The organism is Kribbella antibiotica (assembly GCF_004349055.1).
GTDB lineage: Bacteria > Actinomycetota > Actinomycetes > Propionibacteriales > Kribbellaceae > Kribbella > Kribbella antibiotica.
The window spans coordinates 1-5,490 of sequence record NZ_SMKX01000265.1; the positions used below are offsets into that span (position 1 = coordinate 1).

General features: G+C 67.1%; 4 protein-coding genes. 3 read left to right on the forward strand and 1 reads right to left on the reverse strand.

What is annotated here, in order from left to right:
* The 3 genes from E1263_RS41750 to E1263_RS41760 all read left to right on the forward strand — a co-directional run.
* A partial coding sequence (locus tag E1263_RS41750) for an ABC transporter substrate-binding protein (RefSeq protein ID WP_132177908.1) occupies positions 1–790 on the forward strand: 790 nt, incomplete at its 5' end.
* Between the two features lie 121 nt (positions 791–911).
* Positions 912–2,480 (forward strand): GGDEF domain-containing protein, encoded by a 1,569-nt coding sequence (locus E1263_RS41755; protein ID WP_238162052.1) that lies wholly within the window; start codon positions 912–914, stop codon positions 2,478–2,480.
* A 10-nt stretch (positions 2,481–2,490) separates the two neighbouring features.
* Positions 2,491–4,053: a GGDEF domain-containing protein gene (locus E1263_RS41760; RefSeq protein ID WP_132177910.1), complete on the forward strand. Its 1,563-nt coding sequence runs from the start codon at positions 2,491–2,493 to the stop codon at positions 4,051–4,053.
* Here E1263_RS41760 and E1263_RS41765 read toward each other — a convergent pair.
* Positions 4,047–5,474 carry a DUF7059 domain-containing protein gene (locus E1263_RS41765; RefSeq protein WP_132177912.1) on the reverse strand — a complete coding sequence of 476 codons (1,428 nt, stop codon included), beginning with the start codon at positions 5,472–5,474 and terminating at the stop codon, positions 4,047–4,049. The two genes, E1263_RS41760 and E1263_RS41765, sit on opposite strands and share 7 nt — an antisense overlap.
* Positions 5,475–5,490: the final 16 nt, after the last annotated feature.

A 5,490-nucleotide genomic window follows, 5' to 3' on the forward strand; every position in this document is an offset into this window, starting at 1 on the left:
GGGTGTGGCGGCTGTGGATGAGTTGGTGGGGTTGGGGGTTGAGGCGCTGGTTGGGGAGTATCACAGCGTGGTGGCTCGGGCTGTGGCTGCGCGGGCGAGTGAACTGCGCGTGCCCTACTTGTGTTCTTCGGCTGTGCTGGATTCATTGGTGGATGAGCCGACTGAGTGGGTGGCTCGGATTGCGCCGGTGCAGTCTCGGGGGTGGCGGGTGTTTGCGGAGTATCTGGTGAGCCTGGGGCATCGGCGGGTGGCTGTGGTGGCGGATGCGAGTGTTTATTGGGCTGCTGGGGTTGGGGTGTTGCGGCAGTACTTGGATGTTGTTGAGTTGCGGGCGGCGGTTTGTGACGAGTTGGCGGCTTGTGGTGCGAAGGTGCTGATCTTGTTGGTGGGGGCGCCGGTGCCGATTGTTGAGTCGGTACGGCGGGATGTGCGGCTTGCGGGGGTGCTGATCGGGGCGCCGGCAGGGCAACCGGAGTGGGCCGGGTTGGCCGGGATTCCGTTTCTGCGTTATTTGCCTGGGGAGTTGAGTCCGCTGGGCGAGCGGGTGCGGGCGGAGTTGGGTGGGACGCCTTCGTTTGTTGGGTTTGAGGGGTACGACGCGATGGTCGCGGTCGCGGAGTTCCTTCGTATACAAGGTGCAGGCTGGAAAAGTGTTGTGGTGGAAGGAACTCGCGGGCGCATCGGGTTCGAGCGGATGAACGGCATTTGGCAGTGGACAGGGGTGCCGATCCAGGTGGCTGACCTGGACCCCGGGAATCCGGCCGCGTTCCGGGTGTTGCACCGCGGTTGAGACAGAACGGGCAAATTCTTTGCTTACTTATTACGCGGTGTGTGGAATTTGTGGCACTAAGTGGCAGGTGGCTGGATTTGGGCGTGACACGGGTGGGGTGAGGTGGTGAGAATGGGCCGCTATGGGCGAGGTGGCGATGGGTGGGGAGCTGACCGCCCGGATCGCTGCTGCCATGACACTGGCCCAGTCGGGCGGGCATGCGACCGCTGCGGCTGAGGTTGAGGCGCTGCGGGCCGAGTTGGGGCCGGCGCCTAGCTACCAGTTGGCGGCGCTTGAGTACGTGCGTGGCGTGAGTGCCCATCACGCGAGTGACGCCGATGAGGCGTTGCGGGCGGTTGAGGCGCTGATCGCGGTCGCCAAGGCGATCGACGAGCCGGGGTGGGAGGCCAACGCGCTGCCGATCCGGATCATCAATCTGGCGCGGAGCGGGCGGGGCGGCGATACGGTCAACGACCTGGTCGCGGCTGAGCATGCGCTGAGCCGGACGCGGGATGCCGGTCTGATCGCGTGGGCTCATACCGGGTTGGGTTATGCGTACGACGTTCTGCGGCTCTTCGAGCTGTGCATTCCGCATTACGAGCGGGCGTCTGTCCTTGAGGATGACGTGTTCGAGCTCAAGGAGTCGACGGCGATCGACCGGTTGAATCTGGCGGAGACGTATCTGCGCTGGGGGCATGAGCTCGAGCGGCTGGGCGATCCGTCGTACTGTCAGGAGATTCGCGAGCGGCAGGCCTCGGCGGCGTACTGGGCCCGGGAGGCGGTCGGGGTGATCGTCGAGGACGAGAGCCAGGACTTTTGGCGGTTGAGCGCCCGGTTGTGGATTGCGGCAACGGAGACGGATCCGGCCGTGGCGGTCGAGGAATTGACCGAGCTGCGCGACGAGATCAGCAAGCTGGGTGAGACCGAGCGGCTGGCGATCGCGGGCGCGTATCTGGCGCGGGCGTTGGCGGCTAAGGGGGATCTGGACGCGGCGCGGGCGGCGGCTGATCGGGCCGCGGCGGATCTGATTCCGTTGGCGGATCCGGCGACGCATCTGCTGGTGCTGCAGACACGGTCCGAGATCGCGGCGGCCAGCGATGAGCCAGGAGCCCTTGCAGGGTTGGAATATGCGCGGTCGGTCGCGCGCGGTTGGTGGAAAGAGCGGCAGCGGGCGCTGAACGCCGTACGGCATGCGTTGTCCAGCCATGACCTGTCGGCGCGGCACGATGCGGAGTGGCACGCGGCGCGCCAGGACCCGCTGACCGGTGTCGGGAATCGGCGGGCGCTCGACGAGCGGTTGACGGCGGCGCGTGATTCCGGGCGGGCGGTGACGTTGCTGGCGATCGATGTCGACAACCTCAAGATGGTCAACGACACTCACGGGCACGCCTGCGGGGACGAATTGCTGCAGGTTGTGGCCAATCTGCTGGTAGAACAGGCGCGAGCGACCGATGCCGTGATTCGATCGGGAGGCGACGAGTTCTTCGTCGTGCTCGACCAGCCGGATGCCAAGGGCGGTGCCCAGCTGGCGATGCGGATCCGGGATGCGGTCGCGGCGATCGCGGCCTCGACGGACCTGGCGTGGTTGCGGCACCTGGGCCTGAGTATCGGGTACGCCGCAACGGCGGAGGGTGTGGGCGTTGATCAGCTGGTCGCCACGGCCGACCAGCGTCTGTACGACGACAAGCGGCGCGACAAAGTAAGGCAGTGAAGGAGATTCGGTGCGCGAGACGTCGGGGGTGACGGCGCGGATCGCGGCGGCGATGACCCGGGCACAGTCCGGAAACCCGGCGGAGGCCGGGCTGGAAATCAATCGCTTGCTCGTCGAGCTCGGCACCGAGCCGAGCCACGAGCGCGCGGCCGCGGAGTACGTGCGCGCTGTTGCAGCGCATCACGCGGCCGATGCGGTGGAGGCGCTGGATGCGGTCGACGGCTGCATCCGCGTGGCCCGGGCGATCGATGAGCCAGGTTGGGAAGCGAATGCGATCGCGATTCGGATCGTCACGCTGATCCGGACCGGCGAGGGCGGTGACTCGGTCGCTGATCTGGTCGCGGCGGAGAACGCGCTCTCGCGGACACGTGACCTCGGGCTGGCCGGCTGGGCGCATACCGGGCTCGGCTATGCCTATGACCTGCTGCGGCTGTACGAGCTGTGCATCCCACACTTCGAGCTGGCCGCGGAGGGCGACCACGTCCCGCTTGGACTGGCCGAGGCGCCGGCGATCAACCGGCTCAACCTGGCGGAGTCCAACCTGCGTTGGGCGCATGAGCTCGAGCGGCTGGGAGATACGTCGTACGACGCAGAGATCCGGGTACGGCGACAAGCCGCGCACCGCTGGGCTGGTGAGGCGGTCGATGTGATCGTGGCGGCGGATCTGCTCGGGTACTGGCCGATTGTCGGGCGGATGTGGCTGGCGGCCAGTAACGACGAGACGGATGCCGGTGCAGCGGCCGTCATCCTCAAGGACTGCAGGGATCAGCTGGCCAAGCTAGGAGATCTAGAGCTGGCCGCCATTGCCGGGACGTACCTGGCTCGCGCGCATGCCACGGCTGGGCGACCGGATGACGCTGTCGAGGCCGCACTGCGGGCCGGGAGCGATCTACCGCCGACATCTGATCCGCCAGTGGAGGCGCTGGTTCGCCACACGGCGGTGCAGATCTCCGCGGAGGCAGGTGATGCCGGAGCAGTGACAGGTCTGCAGTACGCGCGGGCGATCTCCAGAGGGTGGTGGGCCGAGCGACTTCGCGGCCTGTACGCCGTGCGGAGCGCGCTGGCCAACCATGAGCTCTCAATCCGGCATGACGCCGAGTGGCGAGCCGCACGGGAGGATCCGCTGACCGGTGTGGGTAACCGGCGTGCGCTGGATGAGCGCATGTCCGTTGTGCACGACGCTGGTCGGTCGGTTGCGGTGATTGCGATCGATGTGGACAACCTGAAGGTCATCAACGACAGCTACGGACATGCGTGCGGTGACGAGGTCCTGCGACGCGTCGGGCACCTCCTGCGCGAGCAGAGTCGCGCGGAAGACGTGGTGGCTCGGGCGGGCGGTGACGAGTTCGTCGTCGTACTGGACAACCCGGACGAGCGTGGCGCGCGGGAGCTGGTCGAGCGGATCAAGGCAGCCGCGGATCGGGTAGCTGCGGCAGGGGTGGAGCCCTGGTTCGCCATGCTGCGGCTCAGCATCGGGCAGGCGGCCAGCACGGACGGTACGCCGACGAGTGAGCTGCTGGCCGTTGCTGACCAGCGCATGTACACCGACAAACGGTTGCGGCGCGGTCAGTAATCGAGGAAGCCCTCGATGAGCAGTCGGCGGACCTGCGGCAGGTACTCAGTCAGTACGTCGACCAGCGGTCTGTCGAGGAGTTCCGCGAGCGCAGCGAGGATCTGGCCGACGCTCAGGTCGCCGTCACACGCACCGACGAAGCCGGCCATGACGGTGTCGACCTGCTCAGCCCGCCGCATCCCGCGCTGGCGGCGCAGCACGATGGTCGCTGGGTCCTCAGCACCTGGCTGCCCGCTGGTCTCCTGGATCACGTCGTCGGCGACTGTCAGGTGCAGCCCGGTCAGGTCGGTGGGGAGTCCCTCCTGGCGCTCGAAGCGGTGCAGCACGTGCGGTCCGATCGGACGCTCGATCTCGTACGGCCACTCCTCGGCCTCCAGCACGCCCGGCACGTTGTGCAGGCTGATCCAGCCCATGCCGATCGCTTCGACCTGCTGATCATCCAGCCAGCGCAGCCACTCGTCGTACTTACTCTGGTACGACGGTGTGCCGTGGAGACCGGCGTCGCGGAGCCAGAGCTCGACGTACTCGGAGGGGTCGAGCTGTTCGCGCTGCACTGCCCAGGCGGAGCGGTCGCCGGTCCAAGTGGCGAGGCGGTCGCGCCAGTCCTGTCCGCGGACACAGGTCCAGTTAGCGAGTAGCTGGCACCAGCCGCCGTCAGTGAGGTGCTGCGGCGCCTGCTGGACGAGCTGCTGAACCAGACTGTCGCCAGCGAAGCTGGTCTCGCGGTAGGTGAGCTGCGAGTCCGGTGGGGAGATCACGTACGGCGGGTTGCTGATGATGAGGTCGAAGCGCTCGCCGGCGACTGGTTCGAACAGACTTCCGGTACGGACGTCGAGGTCGATCCGGTTGAGCGCCGCTGTTGCTTTGGCGAGGTCGAGCGCGCGCGGGTTGACGTCGGTCGCGACGAGCTGGTCGACGCGGCTCGCGAGGTGGAGCGACTGGATGCCGCAGCCGGTTCCGATGTCGAGTGCACGCTCAGCCTTGATCGGGACTGTCAGTTGCACCAGGCTCAAGCTGGCCGGGGCAATCCCGAGCACGTAGTCGTCGCGCATCGGCTCCCGTCGCCCGTCGAGCCCCGGGGTGAGGTCAGCAATCACCCACCACTGCTGCTCATCCTCAGCAAACGGCCTCACTTCAACCGCTGCCCGCCCGTCGGCAACAATCCCGAGCTGGGCTAGGTCGATCCCCGGAAATGCCTTATCTACAAGCTCATTCGGTACGAAGCGCTGCAGCAGGAACAACCGGATCATCGTGTCGAGCGCGTCGCCACCGGCTGTACGCCGTACCGCCAGCGTCGTTTCATTCCGCGCCAACGCGCTGCTCGCCTGCGTCCCCAGCCGCTCAGCCACACCCTCCACGGTGTAGTCCGCAGCCGCAAACGCCGCCCGCAACCCCTCAACAACCGTCCCCGTCAATTCCACCCGCCCATCCTCCCAC